The following is a 23,947-nucleotide window of genomic DNA, read 5'->3' on the forward strand; positions in this document are numbered from 1 at the left end:
CTTACATCCCCTCGGCCAGGCTGACGCCGAGACCCAAGGACTGCTGCCGGTGGTTGTAATCGATCAGCGACTCGCCGTAGCCGTTGAAATATTGCACGTAACCTTTCAGGCGCCCGATCAGCGGAAAGCTCCAATTCAGTTTCAACGCACCCCTGTTGTTCGGGCTCTTGAGATTATTGCGCAGCAGGAGCGAATAGGCGTTGCGGCCCTTGCTGTAGACCACCAGCAGATCGCCATGCCCCATGTAGTCTTCGATATCGGGGTTGTCGTCACTGCCCCGGTTTTCGTGGATGCGGATCCAGGGCCGGACCAGCAAGGCCAGATTGCCGCGTTCCAGCCCGAACTGCGCATAAGCCCGGTTCCAGCTGCGCGACAGACCTTCGCCGCGCCCGTTCGACTGGTGCGACAGACCGAAATTGATGAAACGCCCTCGGAAACCGGCAAGCTCGTAATTCGTGCGGTACACCAGCATCGCTTCCGGTTCGTAGTTGGTCTCGCGAAACGGCGAGGAAATGCTGTGGTTGTAGGCCTGCCAGAACGAAGTCGCCGTGTAGCCGAACCACAGATCGGCATTGTCATGGCCGAACACGCCCTGCATGGCCTTGATCTTGAAACTCAACTGCAATTCCGTCTCGACGTTTTCGAGGCCGAGGCCGGGCTGGGCGAAGGTATTCCGAAACGGGGAATCGTTGGGTGCGTTGCTGTATTTGACGGGCAGGAAATAGTTGGGCCGGTGAGGCTGAAACAGGAAGACGCCCTGCTTGGCTTCGTCGTCCAGTTCCCAGTGGCGCGACAGCGTAGAAAGCAGCTTCGGTTCCGGCAGCTGCGCCAGCGGCGGCGCAGCTGCAGGCTGTGGTGCTGGTTTGGCCTCGACCCGAGGGGCAGTCTCGAGTTGCGAACGTCCTGACACGCGGTCGTAGCAAGCCAGCCGTTCGGCATTCGCCGGAATCGCGCTGCACCNCTCCCAGTCAGCCGTCGAAGCGGCCCGTGCATACCCCGCCAGGCTGCCCCNCAGCAAAGCCAGCAACAGGAGGCCGTACGATGGGCTGGGAAAATTCATCGGCACAGGCTCATTCAAGGATGACGCCATGGCCCGGCGCCGGCGCCATCGCATCCCAGTCGAACTGCGTCTTCAGATCGGCGGCAAAATCCTTCGCCACCGTCTCCTCGCCATGTACGACGAACACCTGGCGCGGCTTGCTGCGAAAGTGGCCCAGCCAGGCGAGCAGGGCGGTACGGTCGGCGTGCGCCGACAACCCGCCCAATGTATAGAGATCGGCACGCACCGGAATATCCTCGCCCAGCAGGCGTACGCGCTTGGCGCCATCGACCAGGCGGCGGCCGAAGGTGCCGGCAGCCTGGAAACCGGTGATGAGGATGGTCGATTCGCGGCGCGCCAGATTGGCGCGCAGGTGGTATTTGACACGACCGGCCTCGCACATGCCGCTGGCCGAGATGATGACGGCACCGCCCGTGACGCGGTCGAGCGCCTTCGATTCCTCGACATCCTCGACGAATTCGAGCTTGCGGAAATATTGTGCGCCGCCATGCCGGCCCATCAACGCGTGGGTTTCGGCATCGAGCAGTTCCATGTGCTTGAAGGTGATTTCGGTGGCCGCAGTGGCCATCGGCGAATCGACGAAGACGGAAAGCTTGGGAATGCGCGCCTGCCGGGTCAGGTCGGCCAGCAGGTAGAGCATGTCCTGCGTGCGGCCCACCGCAAAAGCGGGAATGATGACGTTGCCGCCTTTGCGCTCGATGGTGTCGTTGATCGCTGTCACCAGTTCATCCTGCGTCGCTTCCATGCTCTTGTGGTCGCGGTTGCCGTAGGTCGACTCGACCAGCAGGTAGTCGGCGTCGAAGATCGGCGTCGGGTCGCGCAGCAAGGGCCGTGCAGGCTGGCCCAGGTCGCCGGAAAACACGATTTTGCGGCGACGCGGTCCTTCGCCCACCCAGACTTCGACGATCGCCGAACCGAGAATATGGCCGGCGTCGCGAAAGGTGCAGCGCACCTGCGGATGCGGCGCGATTTCCAGATCGTAATCGACCGGATTGAGCTGTTTGAGCGAGGCCTGCGCCTGCGCCACGGTATACAGCGGCGCCGTGTCGCGCGGAGGCGAACCGCGTGCCGCGTCGCGCCTGGCCATCCNCTGGCGGAAGCGATGAAGGTTCTGGTATTCCGCTTCCTTTTCCTGGATATGCGCCGAATCGGGCAGCATCACCGCCAACAGGTCGCAGGTCGCACGCGTTGTGTAAATGCGGCCTTTGAAACCGAGCGCGACCAGCCGCGGCAGCAGCCCGGAGTGATCGATGTGGGCATGCGTCAGGATGACGAAATCGATCGTTCGGGGATCGAAGCTGAAGGCGCGGCAATTCTTGTCGCGCGCTTCGCGCCCGCCCTGGAACATGCCGCAATCGACCAGAAAGCGCACGCCGTCGGCGTCCAGCAGATAGCTGGAGCCCGTCACTTCGCGCGCTGCGCCAAGAAAGGTCAGTTTCATATCGCGCGTCCTTCGCCCGCTTCTTCGTAAGTCTTGCCGTCACGGATATGGTAAATGCGTTTGAAGGTCGGGATGATTTTTCGTCGTGGGTGACGACGATGATCGCGGTCTGGAATTCCTGCGCCAGGCGGTTGAGGATCGTCACCACAGTGAGCGCGCGTTCGCTGTCGAGCGGCGCGGTCGGCTCGTCGGCGAGGATGATCGGCGGCTTGTTGGCGAGTGCCCGCGCGATCGCCACGCGCTGTTGTTCGCCGCCCGAGAGTTCGGCGATGCGCGCCTGCGCACGGTGCTGCACGTCGAGCGCAGTGAGCATCTCCAGCGCAGTCGCACGCGCCTGGGGATTGGGGACGCCGGCCAGCATCGGCAACAGCGCGACGTTGTCGGTGGCATCGAGAAAGGGGATCAGATAAGGCGCCTGGAACACGAATCCGATACGGTCGCGGCGCAGCGCGCGCAGATCGTCGGTCTTCCAGTCGCCGTCGAAGATCATTTCGCCGCCGAGTGTGAACCGGCCGGCGGTCGGCTCGATCACTGCACCCAGGCATTTCAGCAAGGTGGTCTTGCCGGAGCCGGACGGCCCGATCAGGCCGACCACCTCGCCGGGCCAGACCGTCATGTCGACGCCCTTCAGCGCATCGACCGCCGTGCTGCCGCTACCGTAGCGCTTGGTGAGGCCCTCGATGAGAATCGCGGGCTGGATTGAAGTAACGTCAGCCACCAATCGCCTCCGCCGGGTCGATCCTGAGCGCGGCGCGTATCGCCAGCACCGAGGCCAATGCGCACACCACCAGGGTCAGCACGAAGGCGCGTCCTGCATCGCCGGTTTCAAGCAGCACGTATTTGGGAAAGGCCGGCGCCCACAGGGTGGCGGCGAACTTGCCGACGAAGAAGCCGATCACGCCCAGCCCCATCGCCTCCTGCATGATCATCGCGGCGATGGTGCGATTTTTGGTGCCGATGAGTTTCAGCACGGCGATCTCCTTGATCTTGCCGAGCGTCATCGTGTAGATGATGAAAGCGACGATGGCCGCGCTGACCACCGCCAGAATCACCAGGAAGAGGCCGATCTGCTTGGCTGCGGTGGCGATCAGCTTGGCCACCAGGATCTCTTCCATGTCGTCGCGGGTATAGGCGGTGAAGCGCTGCCAGCGCGCGATCGTATTGGCGACAGCGCGTGCATCGGTCCCGTGCCGCAGACGCAACAGCACGGCATTGACCTTGTGGCTGGACGTCTGGATCGCCTGCACCGCATCGAGTACGCCAGGTTGGCCGGGGCGGTTGATCGCCGGATTGGCGGCCAGGCGTTGACGATCCTCCACGATGGCGTCGTTGTCCTTGAGAAACTGCGCTTCCTGTGCATCCTTCAACGGAATGAACAGCATCGGATCGCCGTTGGACGACACCATACGCCGCGTCAACCCGACCACGGTGTAGTCGTTGCGGCGAATGCGGACCACGTCACCCACCCGCAGGCCGGTCTTGGCGTCGGCCACAGCTTCGTAATGCGCACGGGCGATCGGGCGGCCGGCCACCAGAAACGCCGGCCCGCCCGGCTTGCCCGGCTCGAATCCGGCCACCATCACTCGCTGCGACTTGCCTGCGTGCGACACCTGCATGGTGAGATAGGCGACGTTTCCCGCCTGCACCACGCCCGGCAGCCCCAACAGCGCACGATAGAGGTCGTCCGGCACGGAGGAGGGCTCGGCGAACGGGCCAAGGGTATCCTGCTGCACCACCCAGACGTCGGCGTCGACCGCACGCAACAACACCTTGGCGTCGTCGACCATGCCGCGATACACGCCGGCCATGGTCAGCGTCACCCCGATCAGCAGCCCCAGCCCCAGCCCGGTCAGCAGATAGCTTTTCAGATGGTGGACGATGTCGCGCCTGGCGAGATTGATCATGGCAGGGGTGGCTCAGCGCGCTATCAATTGTTGCTCGCGCACCCGTATGCCGGCGTCGAGCTGCCTCGCGCTGTAGACGATGACGCGCTCGCCCTCGGCCAGGCCGGAGACGACCTGCACACGATCCGCGGTTTGCACGCCGAATTGCACCGGCTTGAAGCGGGCACGGCCGTCGACTGCCTGCCATACGCCGGTCCGGTCGTTGCGCAGGCCAATGGCGGCGCGCGGCACGGTCAACGCGTTGCGCACACCGGGCAGATGCAGCGTCACCTCCGCCAGCTCGCCCAGATACAGACGATCGGGCACCGGATCGAACGCCACGTCGACGATGCGTTCCTCGGTCACGGCATCGCTTTGCAGTTCGATGCGCGCCACCTTGCCCGGCAGGGCCACGTCGGGCGCAGAACGCATCGCGATATCCGTCGCCTGCCCCACCCGTATGGCCTGCGCGCGCGCCTGATCGACCCGCGCGCGGACCCACAGGTGTGCCGGATCGGCCAGCCGTAGCACGGCCTGCCCTGCCACCACCGTCGTGCCGGGTTCGGCCTCCCGCGCCGTGACCACACCTGTGATCGGGCTCAGCAATGTGAGGCTGTTGCGCAGCTGATCGACGCCCTGCCGCTCGGCGTCGGCCCGCCCGATCTCGCGCTGCGCGGCCGCGGCATTGGCGCGCGCCGCGGCCAATGCCGCTTCGGCCGCCGCCGCTTCGTGCAGGCGGCTGTCCACCATTTCCTTGGCGACGAAATTCTGCCGATACAGCGCCTGATAGCGCGCCAGATTGGCCTGCGCCAGGCGCGCCCGGCTTGCGGCCTCCGCCACCTGCGCCTGTGCCGCCGCTGCAGCCTGCCGGGCGCGTGCGGCCGCGCTCACCGCCGCGTCGGCACGCTGCCGCAGATCCACCGGATCGATCTCGGCCAGCACCTGGCCAGCCTCGACCCGATCGCCTTGATCAACCATCACCCCCAACAGCCGGCCGGCCTGGATCGGGCCGACACTATAGGCATGCTGCGCCTCCACCGTGCCGATTCCGTACACGCCGGGATGAAGGTCGGCGCGGGTGACGGCGGCCTGCTCGACGCCCACCGACGCCAGCGGCCCGCGCGTGGCAAGCAGCCAGACGAAGACAGCGGCAAACACCATGAAACCGACAGCCAGGGACAGGTTACGTCGATTGATGAACGAGACAGCGCGGCGCTTCATACGGGGTCCGCTCAGTGTGTATCGACGTTCAGCGGGCTGCGGATTTGATACGCCGCATGGCAGCTCACGCATTTTTGCAGCGTAGCGGACAGCTGGTTGAGCGTGTGGCTCACATCTTTCAGGCTGTCGGCATCCATTGCGATCTGGTCGAAATCGCGGTGCACTGAAAACCCAGCTGCCTGAATTCCATGGGCAACTTGGCTCGCAATGCGGGCGGAACCTCGTGCACCATCTTCATCCCCATTCCGCGTGCCGCGGCCGCCGTCGCTTGCATGTCCTGCTTGCCGAGCGCGCCGGTCATGGTGCCGACGCCGTCGAGGAACAGACGCATTTCTTCCAGGATCATGGCACGTTCGTCCGGAGACAAGGCCAGGATCACGCGCGTGTCGGCGGCAGGCGCATGGGCGTGGTGGGGCGTCATGTCCTGCGCATGGGCGGTGGCCAGATTCATGCACAGGCTGGCTGCAAACAATATTGAAAAATATTTCATGGATGCGTTCCTTGGGTGGGTGAGGGCGTACGGACCGCCGCGAGAAAAACCGGGAAGGTGCGGGCGGCTTCGGCAGCCAACGTGCGCTGCCCCCGCAGAATGGAGGTTTGCAGCACCAGCCCCTGGATCATGCCGATGTAGAGCGTTGCGGCTGCCTGGGTGTCGAGGCCGGGGCGTACCAGCTTCTGCGCCTGGCCATCTCGCAGAAGGCCGGCGATCTTCGCCTCGTACGCCAGCATGATTTCGGTCACGAGCTGACGCAGCACCGCATTGCGGCCATGCAGATGCTCGGAGGTGAGCACGCGCGGAATGGCCGGATGGCCAGCGATGAACGCGATATGGGCAANAAACATGCGTTGCAGGGCATCCAGCGGATCGCGGCCTTGTGCGGCCGCACGCGTCAGCACCGCCATCATGCGGTCGCGCACCCATTGCATCACTGCCAGCCAGATGGCGTCCTTGCTTGGAAAGTGCCGGAACACCGCGCCCTGTGTCACCCCCATCGCCTGGGCCATGTCCTGGGTAGTCACGTCGTCGACACCCTGCCTGGCAGCCAGTTCGAGCGTCACGCGGATGATTTCCTCGCGCCGTTCGTCGGCGCCCAGCCGTTTACGCGCAGCCTCGGACATGAGCATAGCCTTTAGATAGTTATTGATTACTATCTTATGGTCGAGCCCGACAAGCGTCAAGCCCGGCAGGGTGCCAATCAGATATCCGGGGTTTTAAGACAGGCCAGCAGGGTCGCCGCCAGGATGCGCATATCGTCGGCGCTCGTCACATACGGCGGCATGGCGTACACCGTATTGCCGATCGGGCGGATGAACACGCCTTGCCCCAGCGCCGCCTGGTGCAGGCGGGCGGAAAAGCCAGGCTGTGCATCCGCCACGTCGAACGCCCAGATCATGCCGCGCTGGCGAAAATGGCGCACCCGCGGGTGCGTCGCCACGTCCGCCAGCAATCCAGTGAATTCCTGCGCCTTGATGCGGTTGGCAGCAATGACCTGGTCCGTTTCGAAGATATCCAGCACCGCCAGCGCTGCCCGACAGGCCAAAGGGTTGCCGGTATAGGAATGCGAATGCAGAAAACCGCGCGCCGTGGCGTCGCCATAGAACGCGGCATAGACAGCGTCAGTCGTCAGCACGGCCGATAGCGGCAAATAACCCCNCGTGATCCCCTTCGACAAGCAGATGAAATCGGGGTGGATGGCTGCCTGCTCGCAGGCGAACATCGTGCCGGTGCGGCCGAAACCCACGGCGATCTCGTCGGCGATCAAGTGCACTCGATATTTTGTGCACAGTTCCCGGGCCCGCTTGAGATAGATCGGGTGATACATCGCCATCCCTGTCGCACCCTGCACCAGCGGTTCGACGATGAAGGCGGCCGTTTCCGCGGCGTGTTCGACCAGATGCGCTTCCAGGACATCCGCACAGCGCAGGGCAAATTCCTCGGCCGTTTCGCCTGTTTCGGCCAGGCGCGCATCCGGCGTCGGAACCTGCACCGTGTGCCGCAGCAGGGGCGCATAGGTGGCCTTGAACAGCGGAATATCGGTCACCGACAGCGCGCCGACGGTTTCGCCGTGATAGCCGTTCTGGAGGCTGATGAAGCCGTTTTTCTCCGTTTGACCAGCATTACGCCAGAAGTGAGCGCTCATTTTCAGTGCGATCTCGGTAGCCGACGCGCCATCCGAGCCATAGAACGCGTGGCCCAGCCCGGTCAGCTTGGCCAGCCGCTCCGAGAGCGCCACGACCGGTTCGTGGGTGGCGCCGGCCAGCATCACATGCTCGATCCTGCCGAGCTGGTCGACGATCGCGGCGTTGATGCGCGGATTGCAGTGGCCGAACAGATTGACCCACCAGCTCGAAATCGCGTCAAGATAGCGCCGCCCGCCGGTGTCGACCAGCCACACCCCTTCGCCGCACGCAATCGGCAGCGGCGGGGCGGCTTCCAGCTGTTTCATCTGGGTGCAGGGGTGCCAGACGGCAGCGCGGGTACGGCTTAAAAGATCGTTGTCGGCCGCCATTGGATTCGATAGTCCACTTGCACGTCTCTCAAGGGGTTCCGACGACTATCGCCATTCCCAACATCAGAGAAATTGACGTTAATTCCAACAGTCGTCAGGGTTTTCGACATTAAAAAGGATATTGCGAATAAGGAGCACCCATTCTAGCCGAGCGGACACTCCGGGTGAGCCCTTTAGCCGGCAGCAGTTCGGCGAGGCTGCCGCTGGAGATTTGGCCTTCTACTTCTGCTATGTAGTCGTTACCGGACATAGGACAGGAAATTCCCCGAACGTACGCGTTCTGATTTCCCCGCGGCAGGACCCGACCCAATACAGGCGTTGTATCGCGCGGGCCGGAAGGTCAGCTTTCAGCAGCAATCGGTCGGTTGTGAAGAGGAGCGACCGCCGAATCGCAGGCGGCCGGAGCGCCCATGCGCGATCTGCGGCGAATGCGCAGCGTGCAGACCTACAGGTGGAAATCACCCGCGGCCTCCGGCTGATAAAGTACTTTCCCAATCCGGATATGGCAGGTTCGGTTCGGAATCCGCCAGCTGAAGGCATCGCCCTCCTTGTAGCCCAGGATCGCGGTGCCGATGCCGGAGCAAACCGATAGTTTCCCGGCACGATCGTCCGCATCCTCTGGGTAAACCAGCGCAACTTCCACCTCCTCGTCGTCCACCTTCAGCAAGGCCCTGGAGTTCATCGTGACGACATCCTCCGCCACTTTCTTTGGATCGACGACGATGGCTCGCTCGATCTCATGCTCAAGCTCGAAAATACCCGAGCCCTGTTCGAGGTCGACCAGACTCCTGAGCCTGGCCTTGTCGATCTCGGTGATGTAGATGTCGGCGATGTGAACCGGAGGGCGTTCGCGCAAGAGCCGGAGATAGCGCGTTGAGTTCATGACCAAGGACTTCATCGCCGGCGTTTCGCTTTCCAGCAAGAAGCCGCTACGCAGGAAAGCATTCAACGATCGCACGTTGTCCGGGTGGATTTTGGCGATGAGCCTCTCGGCCCGCATCTCGAAGAAAGCGAGCTTCATGCCTTCGCGGATGGCGCTGGCGCCGAGCTTGCGGCCCCAGTTTTCGCGGTCACCGATGACCAGGACCATTTCGCAGTCCGGGCCCGCCTTGGCGAGACGCACGAAGCCCACCGGTACGTCATGCTGGTCGTAGGCCATGAAGAACCGGCCACCCTGGTTGAAAAGATGGGTCAGGATTGGCAACTGGACCCGACCGATGACCTGCTCGATCAAGCGGGAGACATCGCGGGAATCGCTCAGGTAGCGGGTGATGTCCTCATCCTCCAACCAGTCAATCAGCGTCAGCGCGTTTTCCCGAGTGATCTCGGGACACAGAGAAATGAAAGGTGTGTTCATCTTGACCTCATTTGGCAGCAAGAAGGAAAAGCTGCGTCGCTCAGGACGTGGCCGGTGCTTGCCAATGGCCGCTGAACAGCCGGTTCGGCAGTTCCCGCGCGCGTACCCACGCGCTGGCTTCCCACACCTCCACCGGTACGTTGAGGCCGGCGTAGATGCCGTAGCCGTCGCCAGCACGGATCGTCGCTTCGGTCTGCAGGCTTTCGCCAGCTTTGATCGCCCCGCCGGCGACGATGGCGCCGAGTGCCTTGATGCCCCAGCCTGCCTCCAGGTGTTCCTGGCAATGAATTGTCGTGCCGGCCTCTATGCCATGGGTGGCGCGGATCGAACTGGCGCCGGTGATGAAGCCGCCGGTTCGCAGGCTCTTGCGGCACTGGACGGCACCCTTGGCAACCACGTCCTGGCCGATGTAGGCATTGCCGCCCACCGTCAGCAGGCCGCCGCAGGACAGATCCCACTCGGCACGCAGGTTGCCACCACATTGCAGCGCGCCTTCGGCCTCGATGCTCCAGCCAGCCTTGATGTCTCCGCCGGCGTCGAGCGTTCCGCCCGAACGGATGTTGCCGTCAGCCCGGACATCCTCGCCCGCGATGATGGACTGGCCAGCGCGAATCCCGCCGCCGGCCCGGATCGACCCACCCGCACGTAGGATCGAATCGACCTCGATGTTGCCGCGCACCTCCAGGGTGCCAGCGAACACGATGGCCTGTGCATCGATCGCATTCACGGACAGAACCGCATCCGTGGGACCGAACTGGGTCAGCAGCCAGCAGGCGTCGTCAACCCTTCCGTCTCTGACGAGGGCATCGAGCAACGGCTGGTAATCACCGCCGTTCTGGTGGGTGCGGAGAAACCAGCGAAAACCCTCGGCACAGGGGCGCTTGGCTTTTACGAAATTCTTGGTCAGATCCATGGCAAGCCGGCCTCATCGAAAAAGCGGTGGCCTATACGTCGCAGCAGACTGAAGAGTCGCCCAGAGAGGGGCCGGCGGTCACGGATAGCCGCTTGGCGCGGGTCTTGCTCCAGCCAGGAAAGATGGACGAAGCTGGGTGCGTCAAGCATGGGCCTGACAGGGATGTACGTATGCATGGTGATTCCCAAAAGCGCGGCCGACCCGGCAAGGGGACGGCCACTATCGCGCCTGGCTTAGGCCCGGCGATATGTGTTTGCGCAAATGAGATGAGGTGGGGTATCGCCGGGCTTAAGTATCTGCGTCCGGCGGGCAAGTGCCCATGACGCTTGTCAACTTGAGGCCGTGCGAGTGCATGCCTGCCATCAGGGTTTGGCGGGCGGCATGCGTGTAGACGGGGCAATCAAAAGCAAACATGGCCGGGAAGGTAGGCGATCAGGCGGAGACTGTCAAGCCGCCGCTCGCGCACCGTCTGGATTCATCGGGAACGACGGCGCTCCATACAGATGTTCGCCCAGTCATGGTCCCAGTACGGATCCGGGCTGACGCGCGCCAGCCGGAAATCGATAAAAGCGCGTAGGTGCACAGTAGCTCCTGCTCGATGTTGGTGTTAGCCGAGCGGTCGATCCAGTTGCCCAACTAATGGCAGGCCAGCCGGTCGTGGAACAGGGCGACGACGCGGGCCTGGGTGCGCTTCTCGATTTGGCCTGTGGTATTCATAAGTGGCAATCTCTGAACGTGTCAGTCGCTTAGTCGAACATTCGTTTTGCCTTGCCACCGGACGCTACGCCCACTCCCCAAGCGTTCGATCGCTCCCATGTCATATAGCCGACTTATCACGCGGCTCTGCGGCACCCGCAGTCGCGCAAGCAGGCTGCAAGGCCAATGATCAAGCAAAACGCATCCCTCGCGTCCTCAGAGGCGAGGGATTGGAGCCACTCGGGGTACAGATCCGAATTCAGGACATCCGTACGCATGTTGAAAGCAGGCGAGGAATTTGTCAGGTGACCGCCACAGCCACCCTAACCGTATCTGATTGATTTTTATACACGTTAGTGAGCGCCATCGCACCAAGCGGCTTCGCCGCAGTGGCCGGGCTATCAAGTTTATTGGCAAAACTATCAACTCTAATTGTCGGAGGGGAGATGGTTTGAAACACGGGAGGGAATCGGGACTTGGCGAGATATAGCGGTTTTTATCGAGACAGGACAAAGAGTTAAGGACTTTTAGCCAGTCACCCTATGAATTGAAACAAAACCGGGAAAAAGCACGACGAGGCATAAGAAATGAAACGCCATCTAAAAATCGTTGACCCCGACTTCATGTAGTAGTCGCAGGGCCAGTTTAGTCATTTCAGCGTCCAGCCTTTTTCGTCTACGACCATTTCTTCGCCCTGCATTTTCATCGTATCAAGCGTGATCCTGAGGGCTTGATCCAGGGCGTAACCCAAGCGTTCCCCGCGCATCCCGAGGAGGGAAGTGATCTTGCTGAGCAGATGGAAATACGCTGCCGCCCGCAATGTTTGAACCGCCTCACCCGTTCCCATGAGCTGGGATAGATCAACTCCAACCCGCTTGAGCGCTTCCAGATACTCCAAAGTCGGCTGTCGTTTGCCCGTTTCGTAGTTGATTTGGCTACGTCTGTGCACACCCATCATTTCCGCAAAAGCGGCTTGGCTTAAGCCCATAGCCTCTCTTTGCGTCGCAGCCTACTCCCAAAGTCATTTTCGGCACTTGACATGGTGTACGAATGTATCCAACATAATCCCATTAGGTTCGATTTCGAGGGTACACAAATGAAAACTCGGGAACAAGTTAGGGCCGAATTGCGGTATCACGGCCTGAGCATGGCCGCTTGGGCGCGCAAGAATGGGGTGAACGAAGAGCTGACCCGCAGAATCCTGCTTGGGCGCATTGAATGCCAATATGGCGAAAGCCACAAGATCGCCGTCAAGCTCGGCTTGAAAGACGGTGTCATCGAAGAATGAACTTCCAACCTTTTCCGCCAAAGGTTGGAAGTATCAGCGAGTCACTTCCAACCCCAGCGAAACCCGCATAAACAAACGCGATAAGCGGATTTGCAAGCCATGACTGATAGTGCAAAAGGTTGGAAGCAAGGTCGGAACCAGGAATCTCTTGGAACGGAAGCCTGGCTGACGGCTGCAGAAGTCGGAAAGCTCAGCGGAGTCAGCGCGCGTGCCGTTCGTGATAACTGCAACGCCGGCCTCTACCCCGGCGCCCGGAAGGCACGAATCAATGGCGGGGAAGGTTGGCAAATCCCTATGAACTGTCTGCCGGCATCCGCCCAGGTCGCTTGNGCACGAAAGCCAGCGCAAAAGCGCGCATCAGATAAGGCCGCGCGTATCAAGGTGCGGGACAGCGTTTCGCCCGACAAGACAGCGGCCGGCGGCCAGGCGTATCAGGATGCGCTGTGGGGTGCCTTCTGGAAGGCGACAGAAAATCAACGCGCGGAAGCGATACGGCGTGCCGAAATCGTCATCGAGTTCAACCGCCTGCAGGGCGAGGGCACGCAACAGGCTGAAATCTTCGCAGCGCTGGGCGACCGGTTCGACAAGAGGATCAACCGGGCTACGGTCTGGCGCTACAGAAGCCAAGTGAAGGGGCAGGACCCGAGCCTATGGGCTCCGCTGCTGCTACCTGAGTGGAAGGGAAAAACCGGCCGCGCTGAGTTCTCCGAAGAGGCGTGGGAGCACATCAAGGATCAATACCTTATTCAGTCGCAGCCGTCGCTGCGGATGGTGTATGACCTCACGATGAAGGTCGCCCCGGAAAAGGGCTGGATTATCCCGAGCTACGACACGGTGCAGGCGCGCCTCAATGAATTGCCACATGACTATGTGGTTCTGAAGCGCGAAGGAAGGAAGGCACTAGGGCGCACGTTTGCGCACCAGGTGCGCGACTATTCCGGCCTTGAGCTACACGAGCTCTGGAACGCTGACGGCCACAAGGCGGACGTATTCGTCAAAGACAAATCAGGCGAAGTATTCCGGCCTATCGTGGTCGCGTTTCAGGACGTACGCAGCCGGAAATTTCTGGGCTGGGCGGTCGGCAGGAGCGAAACCGCCGAGCTGGTGAGGCGGGCCCTCCATGCTTCCATCGTCGCCGGCGGCAACGTCATCCCCGTCGCNGTCCTAATGGACAACGGCATGGCCTTCGCCGCCAAGGAAAACACCGGCGGCGCGCCGAATCGGCACCGCTTCAAGGTCAAGGAAAACGAGTTGCCCGGCACCATGACTCTTCTGGGCATCGAGTACATGTGGGCCACCCCTGGACATGGCCAGTCCAAGCCGATCGAACGAGGATGGCAGGCGTTCACGGAAATGGCGAAGAGGAAAGAATTCGAAGGCGCCTACTGCGGCAACAACCACGACGCCAAGCCCGAGAATTTCAGCGTGAAAAACGCCGTCCCATTGGCTGAGTTTCTACGCATTCTCGAAGAGACGTTCCACGCCCACAACGCGCGCGAGCACCGGGGCGACAGCATGCACGGCAAATCTCCGAATCAGATCTATGAAACGCTGTTGCCGGTCACTGTTGTGCGCAATGCATCGGCAGAGCAGCTCCGATATTGCCTGCTCGCCACCGAACCGGTCAGGCTCGACCGCGAGAACGGAAGCTTCGAAGTTCTCAAGAACCGCTACTGGAACGAGGCATGCAGCGCGCTTGCCAGGGCTCCGGGCTACTCGGTTCGCTACGACCCGAGCAACCCTTCGGCCCCCGTGCATCTTTTCCTGAACGGGCGCTATCTCTTCGATGTTCCGCTCTACCAAAAGACCGGATTCAACGACAGGGAAGCCGCGAAAGAACATGGCCGGCGAAAGCGTGCCCACGCGGCCCGCGTGAAGCAGCTCACCGAGGCGACAAAAAGGCTGTGGGAAGCAGAAAGCCAAGATTTCAGCCTGGCGGATGAAGCGCCCCCGCAGGANGCTGGCGCGGCCACGAAGCCCCAGGTCGTGGAACCCGTCAGGCTACCCCTGGTGATACCAGCGCCCGCGAAGGCAGTGAAAGACGAAGAGGATCCGCTGATAAGTCCAGAAGATTTCGCCGATTTGCTGGAAAGGCAGTTCCATCAGCGCGGCAAGTAGGCCCCTGACGCAAGTTGCACCTTGCGTCAGGCGTTTTAGCCAATGGCCAATTCCCCAATAGGAGAACGCATCATAATGAACCACATTGAGGCAATCAACAGACCGGAAACGGTCCCCGAATATACCGAGCCTGGGTGGGTGGATACGCCAACTAGCACACGTATCCGCATGGCCCTGATGTATGCGCAGACCACTCCCACTATTGCAGTGGTTTACGGNGGNGCGGGTATCGGTAAAACCCGCACTGCGCTGCGCTATCAAGATGCCAATGCTTCGCCTCATAGCAGCAATGCCCTGTATATGAGTTCCGGCGTGCCAACTGTTTACATGGTAGAGGCGCACGCCAGCATGAGAACGATCACGTCTGCTCTATGCGCGATTAGCGAAGCAATGGGCCGCGGTGACGACGCCTACCGTTGTGACGCTATGGTTCGTCAAATCACACGGGCGTTTAACCCAGGCGACCTTCTTATCGTGGATGAAGCCCAACACTTGGATATCAAGGCGCTCGACCAAATCCGGCATTTCCATGATGCCTGCCACATTGGCATTGCCTACCTAGGAAATGAAGAGATTCACACGCGCATAAATGGGCGGGGTAAACAAGCAGCGTTTATGGGCCCCCTGTCGTCTCGCGTAGGGATGCGCATGCCTATCCCGTTACCAACTGAAGGGGATGCCCTGGAAACGCTCAAGGCATGGGGGATCGGAACAGGGAAAGACGAAGTTGAGTACGCAACGCGAATTGTGAAAGGGGANGGCGGGTTGCGCGCCCTCACCCAGGTTCTTCGTCAGGCGGCACTTATCGCAAGAGACAAGAATTGGATCATTGATGTACGAGTTATGAGAGCCGCATCAACAAATCTTGGCTACAACATCTGAAAGGGAGCTAACTTGAAAAACAACCTGAATCAAATTCAGAACCTCCAAACCCAAATGGACCTGAAGCTGTCGGCTGCACGCACGATCATGACCGCTATCGATGCTTTGTTCGCCAATTCCGTGATCAAGATAGCCGGCGACGATCTAGGAAACGAGGACATTCACACACTGGTGCTGATCGCACTCGACCATGCGCGCGAGGCTGAATCCATGAGTGCCGAACTTGAGGTAGCCATACGTTTGGCACGACAGGCAGCATGATAAGGCCGGTTTGTGGCTTCAAACCGGGCCACAAACCGTTTCAATCACCGCTTCCCATATCCAACCATGCCCAAGCAAATTTAAACGCCTCAAAACGCCATTGGTGGCGTTCCCCAATCTCAAATAACTAACCCCGGTTAATCTCCTAACCCGTGTTGTGGTGGGTACTGTCTTGGCCATCGACCAAGACAGTGATCGAGCGCAATGAATCATCATGCTCAGGCCCAATGCAGTACGGAACAGATCGTCTCGGCAAAGAGCGTGTTTCGACTCATTCCGGACGGCCTTTTTCGTGCCAGCGATGGGCGCCCCGACAATATCGCGGGGTGGTCAATAAGCCGGGAGGCGGCTATGGCGATCATTGGCACGGCGAACGCCCGTGCCAACGAGTTCGTGATTGACTACGAGCATCAGAGCCTCAATGCGAACCGTAATGGCGCACCGGCTCCGGCTGCAGGCTGGTTCAAGCGAATGGAGTGGCGGGACGGCGATGGGCTCTATGTCATTGATGCCAGGTGGACCGATATCGCGGCAAAGATGATCGCGACGCGTGAGTATCGCTACATCTCGCCGGTCTTCACGTTCGACAAGAGCGGAAACGTGTCTTCCATATTAAGCGCTGCACTCACGAATACGCCCGCACTGGATGGGCTTACCGATCTTGCCGCAGCNACGTTATGCCGGATCATCAGTCGCGCCTGGCCGGCGCCAGGGGCGCGAAGCAGAAGCGGCGGCGCTTTCCTAGCCAACAAAGCCTTGGCCTATCAAAAGGAACAAGCTGCNAGCGGGGTTTATGTGACCCCGATGCAAGCCGTCAACAATGTTACCGATCTTGCTGCAGCACGCTATGCCGGATCATCGGTCGCATCTGGCCAGCACCTGGGGCGCGAAGCAGAAGCCGCAGCGCTTTCNCTATCCAACAAAGCCTTGGCCTACCAAAAGGAACAAGCTGCAGCAGGGGTCTATGTGACTACCCTGCAAGCCGTCAATCATGTTTTTAAAGAAGGTGGGAAATGAGATATCGGACGTGCGTGAACGTAAATTACAACGGCGATCAATATCCTGCGGGAAGCATGATCGAGCTTGGCGACAAGGATGCTGCTGAGCTGCTGGAATGCGGCGCCATCGAGAAGGTGAACAAACCGTTTGCCGCGAAGAGCCTCAACATCTCGGTACAACTGGACAAAGGTGACGACAATGTCTGAAATCAAGTCGTTGCTTGCTCAGATGGGCAAAGCCGCCAATGAAGTGGTGGCGAAGATACGTGGACTTGATGAGCAAATCGACGCTCTGGTGACGAAGCGCAATGAAATTGCCGATGCGCCTTTGGCAAAAAGCGATTTGATGGAGTACGTCCGCGAAGACATCAAGCGCCGCGCGGAATCGTTCCCCACGCGGCTGAAAATGAAATGGGCCCGAGATGGACGACATCTCAACTTCATCAACCATGAGAGGGTTCTCAGTGGTGGTGGGGTACAGATGATTCCGTACCTTGACGGTGAAGTTGCCAATCCCGGAATTGCCTTCAAGCCTGATGCGTTTTTCTGGATGTTTGGCGAGCTTATCGAGAAGCGCTTTGAGGACGCCATCAACAACCTATATTGGCCTGACCCCGGATTGCCGCTTGCCGATCGTCGAGGTGCACTTGAAAAACTGAACGCGGAGATCGATGCGCTACAAGCCGAGCGCGACGAATTGGCCGAAGAACTGCAGGGCGTGGTGGTGGAATAGCTTGCTCGAAGGTGTGTCCCGAGGAGGCGGTTCATAGGGATACATGCTCGTGGCTGATCTGACCAGCTACGAGGGGAAATGATCCGCCAGGGTCCACCTGCCCACCCCCGCCTCGGTTGCCTTTCCGCGGTGGCTAAGCAGGTTTTTTTGTATGACTCTGAAATCGTACCGCCCTTTACGATGATTGAATCTCTGGAAGAACGGCAACTTTTCGACGGCGAGCCACTGACACCGGATGCGGACTTGGCGATACTGCCGGCCGAGATTGAATGTCACTGGCCGAAAATGCTGGTGGACATGCTGGACGTGGCGCGGGATGCGCTGGCCCATGCGGGGGCGAACGAAGAGCGGGCCCGCGAGATTGCGATCATCGTGATGCGGGCGCTGGCTCGCTATCACGGCGGGCACAGCTTCTATCTGCCGCGTGGCTTGGCTCTGGAGATGGCCCTNAAAAACTATCGGATTTTTCTGGAAATGGGGAAATTGTCGATACATGAATTATCTGTGAAGTACAGCATGAGCGAGGTTCACATTTATCGCATCATCGCCAAGCAGCGAGCTTTGGCACGCGATCGTGTGCGAGCATCGGGGAGTGCTTTGTGATCAAGGTTGAAGCAAATGATGCAGAGGTGCTGCGCGTATTTGGCCGAGTAGTTTCCGCCGTCAAACAGCCTCAGCCTCTGCTTGCCGCCATCGGCGAAGTCCTGATCGACTCGACCAAGCAGCGCTTTCAGACAGGCACAGGGCCGGACGGCACGCGCTGGCCCGATAATAGTCCTGTAACGCTCCTGGAATACCTACGGCGATTCGACGGGATTCATGAAAAAACCGGCAAGCGCATCGGCACTAAGGACGGGTACTACATCAAGCGCGGCGCCGATGCTGGCCGCTTAACCAAGAAGTCGGCCGCAATGCTCGCGGCCAAGAGGCCACTCATCGGCGAAACCCGATTACTTTCGCACATCATCGGCTACAAGGTGGCGGGCCACAGCGTACAGGTGGGCACCCCTTTTTGTACGGTGCCATGCTTCAGTTCGGCGGCAAAAAATCACAGTTCCCTAATTTGTGGGGCGATATTCCAGCTCGGCCGTTCCTTGGCATTTCTGCCTATGACCGCGATAGCATCCTGGAGCAGGTACGGCAATTCGTCGAGCTGAAGTAATTGCGATGCGGCTACCGAAGTCATCAAGACTGATCTATGTCGCCGGGGGCGGAATACCTTCTCCAGCGCGTTGCCGATCTTCTCCGCGATGGCGGCGATCCCGCCCAGGAACACGGCCCCGAACAGGAAGAACACCAGGGCTGGAACAAACCCTTCCAGGAAACCGAGCCACACCGTAGCGCCAATGTGGGCCATGCCAAACAGGCCGAATACGGTTTCCGTCAGCTTATTCATGAGGCCAGCTTAGCATATGGATACGATGCAATTCGCCCTGGTGTTGACGGCGTTCGACAAGATATCGCCGGTCGTCCGCAACGTGCAGAATCGCTTTGGCGCACTGGCTGAAAGAATCGATAAGGTCCGTGATGTCAGCGAACGCTTTGGACGCAGCACGGCTATTGCTGGCGCGGCTTCTGCTGCGGCACTGGCCAAGCCGATCGAGGCATTTGCCGAGCTGGAAGATGCCTCTGTCCGGCTCAAAACCGTGATGATGGACAAGAATGGTGCGGTCGGTGCGTTCGAGCAGGTGAACGCGCTGGCGGTGAAGCTGGGCGACCGGCTGCCTGGAACCACGGCGGACTTCCTCAACATGATGTCCAAGCTCAAGGCCTACGACATCACCGACGCCTCGATTCTGGGCGGCGTGGGCGAGGCGGCCGCCAACCTTGCCGTGCTGCTGAAGATGGCGCCGGACGGCGCCGCTGAGTTCGCGGCCAGGATGAAGAACGCGACCGGCACCGTGGACCGCGACATGATGGGGCTGATGGACACGATCCAGCGCCTGAACTTCATGGGCGTGGACTCGACCGAGATGATGTACGCCTTCGGCCGTTCGGGCGGCGCGCTGAAGACCTTCAAGATTCAGGGGCTGGAAGCGACCAAGGCGCTGGCGCCGCTGTACGCGATGCTGGTCAAGGGCGGCCTCTCCGGCGAAACGGTCGGTACCGGGTTCGCCTCGCTGCTGAGCAACATGGCGGACAAGACCAAGCTGAGCAAGGCCAACGCGCTGCTGGCGCCGGGAATGAAACTTGAGCTGTTCAATAAAGACGGCCAGCTCAAGCCGATGCGGGATCTCGTCGCGCAGTTCGACAAGCTGAAAAACCTCGATCCGGTGAGGCTGAACGCCATCCTGAAGACGCTGACCGGCGGCGGCCAGGATCAGCAGATGCTGGCGCAGGTCATTACACAAGGGCTGGATGGCTACGACAAGATCGTGGAATCCATGAAAAACAGGCCGATCTGCAGAAGCGCGTCAACGCGCAGCTGGGCACGCTTGCCAACGTGTGGGAGGCCGCGACCGGCACGTTCCGCAATACGATCGCGGCGTTTGCCGGAGCGATGGGGCCGCAGCTGAAATCGTTGGCGGAGTGGTTCGGCCGCATTTCGTCGTCAGTCGGCGAGTGGGTAAAGGAATGGCCGACCGTGTCCAAATATGTCGGCCTGGCTACGCTCGCTGTCGCTGCTGCCTCCAGTGGACTAGGCGCAATGGCGCTCGCTCTGGCCGGCGTGTTGAGATACGTCGCCCTGGTGACGCCGCTCTGGAATGGCGCGGTGCTGGCCTTCGGGGTTGGAGTCCGTGTATTCCGAGTACTGGGCAGCGTCATCCCCTGGGTGGGCAGGGCTTTTCTATGGCTCGGCCGCGCCTTTCTGACCAACCCGATCGGGCTGGCGGTCACGGCCATCGCCGGCGGCGCGTACCTGATCTACAAGAACTGGGACAAGCTGAAGAAGTGGTTCGGCCAGTTCTGGGACTGGATTTCGAGCAAGGCCAGCGCTGTCGGCGCGATCCTGCTCAAGGTGCTGTCCCCACTGACTGCGGCAAAATGGCTGACGGACAAGGCGATCGAACTGACGTCTCCCGCGCCGCGCCCGCGCGCGCCTTCGGTTTCCGGTGCCGGTCACCACAGCGTTGGCGGCACGGTCCACGTCAAGATCGACCAGGACGGCCGCGCCCGCGTAACGCAGGTGCGCTCTGAAAATCCGCGCGTGCCGGTGCGCGTCGACGTCGGCCGGGCGTGGGCTATGCCATAACCCCGATAGAGTGACACCGCGTGTCGCTGTCTAATATTTTCCGTGGCAGTTGGGAGGCTTTTTGTTTCATTTCTAACCCCCAAAGTTTCAAATCTTTTGCCTCGCCACACTAATGGCGACCGACAATCGTCCATGGGCTTGAAATTGAAACTCTGCGCCTCTACTATTAGCACTCAATGGCGACGAGTGCTAACAACACCTTCGCCGCTTCCTCATTTTTCGGGCAGCTCCGGCTGCCTTATATCAACGTACCGCAATGGAGACTTTGCAATGAAAATCCGTCCTCTGCACGACCGAGTGATTGTCAAGCGCATGGAAGAAGAGCGCAAGACCGCTTCCGGGATTGTGATCCCCGACACCGCGACCGAGAAACCCGACCAGGGTGAAGTGATCGCCGTCGGCGCAGGCAAGAAAGACGACCAGGGCAAGCTGATTCCGCTGGACGTGAAAGTCGGCGACCGCGTGCTGTTCGGCAAATATGCTGGCCAGACTGTCAAGGTCGAAGGCGACGAACTGCTGGTGATGCGCGAAGAAGACATCATGGGCGTGGTCGAGCAGTAATCATCCGCTGACACGCAATCCAACCGAATTCAATTTAGGAGTTAAAGCATGGCTGCAAAAGACGTACGTTTTGGCGATTCTGCGCGTCACCGCATGGTGGCTGGTGTCAATGTCCTGGCTGACGCCGTCAAGGTAACCCTGGGTCCGAAAGGCCGCAACGTGGTGCTCGACCGTTCCTACGGCGCCCCCACCGTGACCAAGGACGGTGTGTCGGTCGCCAAGGAAATCGAGCTGAAGGACAAGCTGGAGAACATGGGCGCGCAGATGGTCAAGGAAGTCGCTTCCAAGACCTCCGATGTCGCGGGTGACGGCACCACCACCGCCACCGTGCTGGCGCAATCCATCGTCAACGAAGGCATGAAATTCGTCGCCGCCGGCATGAACCCGATGGATCTGAAGCGCGGCATCGACAAGGCCGTCGTCGCGATCACCGGCGAACTGAAGAAGATCTCCCAGCCCTGCAAGACCTCCAAGGAAATCGCCCAGGTCGGCTCCATTTCCGCCAACTCCGACTCCTCGATCGGCGACATCATTGCCGCCGCCATGGACAAGGTCGGCAAGGAAGGCGTCATCACGGTCGAAGACAGCTCGGGTCTGGAGAACGAACTCGACGTCGTCGAAGGCATGCAGTTCGACCGCGGCTACCTGTCGCCCTACTTCATCAACAACCCCGACAAGCAGATGGCGATCATGGAAGATCCCTTCATCCTGCTGTTCGACAAGAAGATCTCCAACATCCGCGACCTGCTGCCGGTGCTGGAACAGGTCGCCAAGGCCGGCAAGCCGCTGATGATCGTCGCCGAAGACGTCGACGGCGAAGCGCTCGCCACGCTGGTGGTCAACAACATCCGCGGCATCCTCAAGACCTGCGCCGTCAAGGCNCCCGGCTTCGGCGACCGTCGCAAGGCGATGCTGGAAGACATGGCCATCCTGACCGGCGGCACCGTGATCGCCGAGGAAGTCGGCCTCTCGCTGGAGAAGGCCACCCTGCAGGACCTCGGCCGCGCCAAGCGCATCGAAGTCGGCAAGGAAAACACCACCATCATCGACGGTGCCGGCGATGCCAACGCGATCAAGGGCCGCATCGCCCAGATCAACAAGCAGATCGACGAAGTCACCAGCGACTACGACCGCGAGAAGCTGCAGGAGCGCAAGGCCAAGCTGGCCGGCGGCGTGGCGGTGATCAAGGTCGGCGCTGCGACCGAAGTCGAGATGAAGGAGAAGAAGGCTCGCGTCGAAGACGCGCTGCACGCCACGCGTGCCGCCGTTGAAGAAGGCATCGTCCCCGGCGGCGGCGTCGCACTGCTGCGCGCCAAGGCCGCGGCCGCTGCCGTCAAGGGCGACAACCACGACCAGGACGCCGGCGTGAAGATCGTCCTGCGCGCGATCGAGGAGCCGCTGCGCCAGATCGTCAAGAACTGCGGCGACGAGCCGTCAGTCGTGGTCAACAAGGTGCTCGAAGGCACCGGCAACTTCGGCTACAACGCCGGCACCAGCGAGTACGGCGACATGGTGGCGATGGGTGTGCTCGACCCCACCAAGGTCACCCGCACCGCGTTGCAGAACGCCGCGTCGATCGCCGGCCTGATGCTGACCACCGACTGCATGGTCGCCGACTTGCCGGAAGACAAGCCGGCCATGCCGATGGGCGGCGCCGACATGGGCGGGATGGGTGGCATGGGCGGCATGATGTAAAGAAGCAAACGCCTGCCCGTTTAACCCGTTTCGGGTTTTCAAGCAGTCCCCAAGCCCCGCTTCGGCGGGGCTTTTTATCCAGCAAAGCCTCTTGGCAATCGGCATCTGTCGGCGTTTTTACGTTCCAGTATCAAATGCCCCATGCCTGATGCAAACACCCCACGGGAAAATGCAACAAGCCATTGATTAAACAGATGTATAAAAGATCAAATCATCTGATGGCCCGGTATTTGCTGTGCGATGGGAAACGTCCAAGAAGGGAGAAACGAATGAAAACGATCAAACAGCTTGCAGCTGCCGCCTGCATCCTCACCCTGGCGGGGCAGGCCGGTGCTGCCGTGATCAGCTACCCGGATTTTTCCAGCGTGGCCGGTCTCACACTCAATGGCAATGCCGCTCAGGTGGGCAACGTACTACGGCTGACGCCCGCGAATTATGGCGAGTCCGGCAGCGCCTTCTCGACCAGCACGGTTTCCCTTGCCTCCAACGCCTCGTTCAGTACCTTCTTCCAGTTTCGCTTCACCAATCCCGGCGGCGCCTGCGATGGTCAAGGATGCGGCGCCGACGGCCTGGTGTTCGTAGTACAGACCGTCGGCAACAACGTCGGCGGCGCTGGCGGCGGCATTGGCTATGCCGGCATCAACAACAGCGTCGGCATCGAATTCGACACATGGAACAATGGCGCCGGAGACAACAACAGCAGCAACCACGTCGGCGTCGATGTCAACGGCAGCGTCAATTCGATCGCCCTTGCCGAAGTGACCGAAGCCGACATGAACAATGGCGACATCTGGAACGCGTGGATCGACTACGACGGCAGCACCAATCTGCTGGAAGCCCGCCTGGGCCGTTCCGCTGTACGCCCTGCCAGCGCCATTCTGTCACTGACGCGCAATCTGGCGAGCGATCTGGGTACCACCAATGCTTTCGTCGGCTTTACGTCGGGCACCGGTGCGGCATACGCCAATCACGACGTTCTCAGCTGGACGCTGGAAGACCGCTTCGCACCGATTGGCGGGGGCGGAAACTCCGTACCCGAACCGGGATCGCTGCTGCTGCTGGGTACGGGGCTGGTACTTACTCGCCTCATGCGTAAACGCGCAAATTAAATCGTTTCAGCAGCCTTTGAAGCGGTGG

At 60.7% G+C, this 23,947-nt stretch carries 26 protein-coding genes and 1 pseudogene; 14 read left to right on the top strand and 13 right to left on the bottom strand.

The genetic code is table 11. The features are described from left to right. Position 1 precedes the first annotated feature (1 nt). The 12 genes and pseudogenes from HZY77_RS11005 to HZY77_RS11060 form a co-directional block, all read right to left on the bottom strand. Positions 2-1,060: a phospholipase A gene (locus tag HZY77_RS11005; RefSeq protein WP_296814619.1), complete on the bottom strand. Its 1,059-nt coding sequence runs from the start codon at positions 1,058-1,060 to the stop codon at positions 2-4. Between the two features lie 10 nt (positions 1,061-1,070). Further along, a complete protein-coding gene (locus HZY77_RS11010) occupies positions 1,071-2,501 on the bottom strand; it encodes an MBL fold metallo-hydrolase (protein WP_296814621.1) in 1,431 nt (476 codons plus the stop codon). Beyond that, a pseudogene (locus tag HZY77_RS11015) lies at positions 2,498-3,219 on the bottom strand (ABC transporter ATP-binding protein). The gene HZY77_RS11010 and the pseudogene HZY77_RS11015 overlap by 4 nt, the downstream one beginning before the upstream one ends. Continuing rightward, positions 3,212-4,405, bottom strand: a complete 1,194-nt coding sequence (locus tag HZY77_RS11020) for an ABC transporter permease (protein ID WP_296814624.1) — start codon at positions 4,403-4,405, stop codon at positions 3,212-3,214. Before HZY77_RS11020 ends, HZY77_RS11015 begins: the two are co-directional and overlap by 8 nt. Before the next feature lie 12 nt (positions 4,406-4,417). Continuing rightward, positions 4,418-5,605 carry an efflux RND transporter periplasmic adaptor subunit gene (locus tag HZY77_RS11025; protein ID WP_296814627.1) on the bottom strand — a complete coding sequence of 396 codons (1,188 nt, stop codon included), beginning with the start codon at positions 5,603-5,605 and terminating at the stop codon, positions 4,418-4,420. A gap of 11 nt (positions 5,606-5,616) precedes the next feature. Further along, the gene (locus HZY77_RS11030) at positions 5,617-5,742 is read right to left on the bottom strand and encodes a hypothetical protein (protein ID WP_296814630.1); all 126 of its coding nucleotides are present in this window, start codon (positions 5,740-5,742) and stop codon (positions 5,617-5,619) included. Further along, positions 5,724-6,095 (bottom strand): hypothetical protein, encoded by a 372-nt coding sequence (locus tag HZY77_RS11035; protein WP_296814632.1) that lies wholly within the window; start codon positions 6,093-6,095, stop codon positions 5,724-5,726. Before HZY77_RS11035 ends, HZY77_RS11030 begins: the two co-directional genes overlap by 19 nt. Then, positions 6,092-6,724 carry a TetR/AcrR family transcriptional regulator gene (locus HZY77_RS11040; RefSeq protein WP_296814635.1) on the bottom strand — a complete coding sequence of 211 codons (633 nt, stop codon included), beginning with the start codon at positions 6,722-6,724 and terminating at the stop codon, positions 6,092-6,094. The genes HZY77_RS11035 and HZY77_RS11040 overlap by 4 nt, the downstream gene beginning before the upstream one ends. Before the next feature lie 77 nt (positions 6,725-6,801). Beyond that, entirely contained in the window at positions 6,802-8,115 is a 1,314-nt protein-coding gene (gene bioA / locus HZY77_RS11045) for an adenosylmethionine--8-amino-7-oxononanoate transaminase (protein WP_296814637.1), read from the bottom strand. Between the two features lie 445 nt (positions 8,116-8,560). Further along, positions 8,561-9,472 carry a bifunctional GNAT family N-acetyltransferase/nucleoside diphosphate kinase regulator gene (locus tag HZY77_RS11050; RefSeq protein ID WP_296814640.1) on the bottom strand — a complete coding sequence of 304 codons (912 nt, stop codon included), beginning with the start codon at positions 9,470-9,472 and terminating at the stop codon, positions 8,561-8,563. Positions 9,473-9,512: 40 nt separating this feature from the next. Further along, positions 9,513-10,385: a hypothetical protein gene (locus HZY77_RS11055; protein ID WP_296814642.1), complete on the bottom strand. Its 873-nt coding sequence runs from the start codon at positions 10,383-10,385 to the stop codon at positions 9,513-9,515. Between the two features lie 1,345 nt (positions 10,386-11,730). Then, positions 11,731-12,069 (bottom strand): helix-turn-helix transcriptional regulator, encoded by a 339-nt coding sequence (locus tag HZY77_RS11060; RefSeq protein ID WP_296814645.1) that lies wholly within the window; start codon positions 12,067-12,069, stop codon positions 11,731-11,733. A gap of 108 nt (positions 12,070-12,177) precedes the next feature. Here HZY77_RS11060 and HZY77_RS11065 point away from each other — a divergent pair, with 108 nt between their 5' ends. The 9 genes from HZY77_RS11065 (at position 12,178) to HZY77_RS17830 (ending at position 18,518) form a co-directional block, all read left to right on the top strand. Beyond that, entirely contained in the window at positions 12,178-12,369 is a 192-nt protein-coding gene (locus tag HZY77_RS11065; protein ID WP_296814647.1) for a DNA-binding protein, read from the top strand. A gap of 99 nt (positions 12,370-12,468) precedes the next feature. Beyond that, a complete protein-coding gene (locus HZY77_RS11070) occupies positions 12,469-14,487 on the top strand; it encodes a transposase domain-containing protein (protein WP_296814651.1) in 2,019 nt (672 codons plus the stop codon). A 75-nt stretch (positions 14,488-14,562) separates the two neighbouring features. After that, on the top strand, positions 14,563-15,369 hold the full coding sequence (locus HZY77_RS11075) for an AAA family ATPase (RefSeq protein WP_296814654.1): 807 nt from the start codon (positions 14,563-14,565) through the stop codon (positions 15,367-15,369). 12 nt (positions 15,370-15,381) lie between these two features. Continuing rightward, entirely contained in the window at positions 15,382-15,630 is a 249-nt protein-coding gene (locus HZY77_RS11080; protein ID WP_296814657.1) for a hypothetical protein, read from the top strand. 204 nt (positions 15,631-15,834) lie between these two features. Beyond that, positions 15,835-16,647, top strand: a complete 813-nt coding sequence (locus tag HZY77_RS11085; RefSeq protein ID WP_296814660.1) for a phage protease — start codon at positions 15,835-15,837, stop codon at positions 16,645-16,647. Between the two features lie 56 nt (positions 16,648-16,703). Then, on the top strand, positions 16,704-16,835 hold the full coding sequence (locus tag HZY77_RS11090; protein ID WP_296814663.1) for a hypothetical protein: 132 nt from the start codon (positions 16,704-16,706) through the stop codon (positions 16,833-16,835). Beyond that, positions 16,828-17,361, top strand: coding sequence for a hypothetical protein (locus HZY77_RS11095; protein ID WP_296814665.1), 534 nt, complete (start codon positions 16,828-16,830; stop codon positions 17,359-17,361). The genes HZY77_RS11090 and HZY77_RS11095 overlap by 8 nt, the downstream gene beginning before the upstream one ends. A gap of 78 nt (positions 17,362-17,439) precedes the next feature. Further along, positions 17,440-17,964, top strand: a complete 525-nt coding sequence (locus tag HZY77_RS11100) for a Mor transcription activator family protein (protein WP_296814669.1) — start codon at positions 17,440-17,442, stop codon at positions 17,962-17,964. Between the two features lie 26 nt (positions 17,965-17,990). Continuing rightward, positions 17,991-18,518 carry a phage virion morphogenesis protein gene (locus tag HZY77_RS17830; RefSeq protein ID WP_363154631.1) on the top strand — a complete coding sequence of 176 codons (528 nt, stop codon included), beginning with the start codon at positions 17,991-17,993 and terminating at the stop codon, positions 18,516-18,518. Here the strand turns inward: HZY77_RS17830 and HZY77_RS11105 are convergent. Continuing rightward, on the bottom strand, positions 18,410-18,757 hold the full coding sequence (locus tag HZY77_RS11105; RefSeq protein ID WP_296814672.1) for a hypothetical protein: 348 nt from the start codon (positions 18,755-18,757) through the stop codon (positions 18,410-18,412). The two genes, HZY77_RS17830 and HZY77_RS11105, sit on opposite strands and share 109 nt — an antisense overlap. Positions 18,758-18,773: 16 nt before the next feature. Between HZY77_RS11105 and HZY77_RS11110 the strand changes: the two genes are divergently transcribed. The 5 genes from HZY77_RS11110 (at position 18,774) to HZY77_RS11130 (ending at position 23,919) form a co-directional block, all read left to right on the top strand. Beyond that, positions 18,774-19,877, top strand: a complete 1,104-nt coding sequence (locus HZY77_RS11110) for a phage tail tape measure protein (protein WP_296814675.1) — start codon at positions 18,774-18,776, stop codon at positions 19,875-19,877. A 68-nt stretch (positions 19,878-19,945) separates the two neighbouring features. Next, a complete protein-coding gene (locus HZY77_RS11115) occupies positions 19,946-20,554 on the top strand; it encodes a hypothetical protein (RefSeq protein ID WP_296814678.1) in 609 nt (202 codons plus the stop codon). A gap of 270 nt (positions 20,555-20,824) precedes the next feature. Further along, positions 20,825-21,115: a co-chaperone GroES gene (groES, locus tag HZY77_RS11120; RefSeq protein WP_018509198.1), complete on the top strand. Its 291-nt coding sequence runs from the start codon at positions 20,825-20,827 to the stop codon at positions 21,113-21,115. A 48-nt stretch (positions 21,116-21,163) separates the two neighbouring features. Next, positions 21,164-22,810 carry a chaperonin GroEL gene (gene groL, locus HZY77_RS11125; protein WP_296814681.1) on the top strand — a complete coding sequence of 549 codons (1,647 nt, stop codon included), beginning with the start codon at positions 21,164-21,166 and terminating at the stop codon, positions 22,808-22,810. A 269-nt stretch (positions 22,811-23,079) separates the two neighbouring features. Then, positions 23,080-23,919 carry an L-type lectin-domain containing protein gene (locus tag HZY77_RS11130; RefSeq protein WP_296814683.1) on the top strand — a complete coding sequence of 280 codons (840 nt, stop codon included), beginning with the start codon at positions 23,080-23,082 and terminating at the stop codon, positions 23,917-23,919. Positions 23,920-23,947 lie beyond the last annotated feature (28 nt).

Origin of the sequence: Thiobacillus sp., assembly GCF_013693775.1 — a bacterium.
GTDB lineage: Bacteria > Pseudomonadota > Gammaproteobacteria > Burkholderiales > Thiobacillaceae > Thiobacillus.

Bases quoted from the DNA above. Each gene is read 5' to 3' on its own strand.
- HZY77_RS11020 (WP_296814624.1), bottom strand. From the start codon at position 4,405: ATGATCAATCTCGCCAGGCGCGACATCGTCCACCATCTGAAAAGCTAT.
- HZY77_RS11025 (WP_296814627.1), bottom strand. From the start codon at position 5,605: ATGAAGCGCCGCGCTGTCTCGTTCATCAATCGACGTAACCTGTCCCTG.
- HZY77_RS11030 (WP_296814630.1), bottom strand. From the start codon at position 5,742: ATGGATGCCGACAGCCTGAAAGATGTGAGCCACACGCTCAACCAGCTG.
- HZY77_RS11035 (WP_296814632.1), bottom strand. From the start codon at position 6,095: ATGAAATATTTTTCAATATTGTTTGCAGCCAGCCTGTGCATGAATCTG.
- HZY77_RS11050 (WP_296814640.1), bottom strand. From the start codon at position 9,472: ATGAACACACCTTTCATTTCTCTGTGTCCCGAGATCACTCGGGAAAAC.
- HZY77_RS11055 (WP_296814642.1), bottom strand. From the start codon at position 10,385: ATGGATCTGACCAAGAATTTCGTAAAAGCCAAGCGCCCCTGTGCCGAG.
- HZY77_RS11060 (WP_296814645.1), bottom strand. From the start codon at position 12,069: ATGGGCTTAAGCCAAGCCGCTTTTGCGGAAATGATGGGTGTGCACAGA.
- HZY77_RS11065 (WP_296814647.1), top strand. From the start codon at position 12,178: ATGAAAACTCGGGAACAAGTTAGGGCCGAATTGCGGTATCACGGCCTG.
- HZY77_RS11090 (WP_296814663.1), top strand. From the start codon at position 16,704: ATGATCGAGCTTGGCGACAAGGATGCTGCTGAGCTGCTGGAATGCGGC.
- HZY77_RS11095 (WP_296814665.1), top strand. From the start codon at position 16,828: ATGTCTGAAATCAAGTCGTTGCTTGCTCAGATGGGCAAAGCCGCCAAT.
- HZY77_RS11105 (WP_296814672.1), bottom strand. From the start codon at position 18,757: ATGAATAAGCTGACGGAAACCGTATTCGGCCTGTTTGGCATGGCCCAC.
- HZY77_RS11110 (WP_296814675.1), top strand. From the start codon at position 18,774: ATGGATACGATGCAATTCGCCCTGGTGTTGACGGCGTTCGACAAGATA.
- groES (WP_018509198.1), top strand. From the start codon at position 20,825: ATGAAAATCCGTCCTCTGCACGACCGAGTGATTGTCAAGCGCATGGAA.
- HZY77_RS11130 (WP_296814683.1), top strand. From the start codon at position 23,080: ATGAAAACGATCAAACAGCTTGCAGCTGCCGCCTGCATCCTCACCCTG.